General features: G+C 44.8%; 1 pseudogene. It reads right to left on the bottom strand.

Annotation, left to right across the window (positions count from 1 at the left end):
- Positions 1-489: 489 nt before the first annotated feature.
- A pseudogene (locus tag HMPREF0666_RS18400) lies at positions 490-703 on the bottom strand (hypothetical protein); the annotation flags it as partial.

Genomic DNA, 703 nt, shown 5'->3' with positions numbered 1-703 from the left:
CCGTGAACTCTGTGCGCTCTGTGAGAGAAAAACCTCTCCAGCGAGTCTCGCAATTATTCTTTTTCTCACAGAAAAACACAGAAGAACAGAACACACAGCATTCTACAGAGACATTAAGTCAACCGATTTCACAGAACCTTACAGCCAACGTTAGCTAATCATCAACACCTAACACTCATCACCCAACACCTACCTTTAGCTATAACGTTCTGTGAATTCTGTATGCCGGAGGCCTTCTGTGGGTTCGAAACGTGCGCCAAAATGTTCTGTTAAGTCTGTGAGTTCTGTGAGAGAATAACTCCCCAACGAGTTGTTTTTTGTGTCATCTCATCGAGTGGGTGTGTACTTTTTCTCACAGAAAAACACAGATGAACAGAACACACAGCATTCCACAGAGACATTAAGTCAACCGATTTCACAGAACCTTACAGCCAACTTTAGCTAATCATCAACACCTAACACCCAACACCCAACACCCGTTTTAGCTAATCAGCAACACCTACCACTCATCACCCAACACCCACCTTTAGCAGTAACGTTCTGTGAACTCTGTATGCCGAAGGCGTTCTGTGGGCTCAAACTGTGCGCCAAACGCTCCGTGAACTCTGTGCGCTCTGTGAGAGAAAAACCTCTCCAGCGAGTCTCGCAATTATTCTTTTTCTCACAGAAAAACACAGAAGAACAGAACACACAGCATTCCACA

It is taken from the genome of Prevotella sp. C561, assembly GCF_000224595.1.
GTDB lineage: Bacteria > Bacteroidota > Bacteroidia > Bacteroidales > Bacteroidaceae > Prevotella > Prevotella jejuni.
This window is presented reverse-complemented; position numbering and strand designations above follow the sequence as displayed.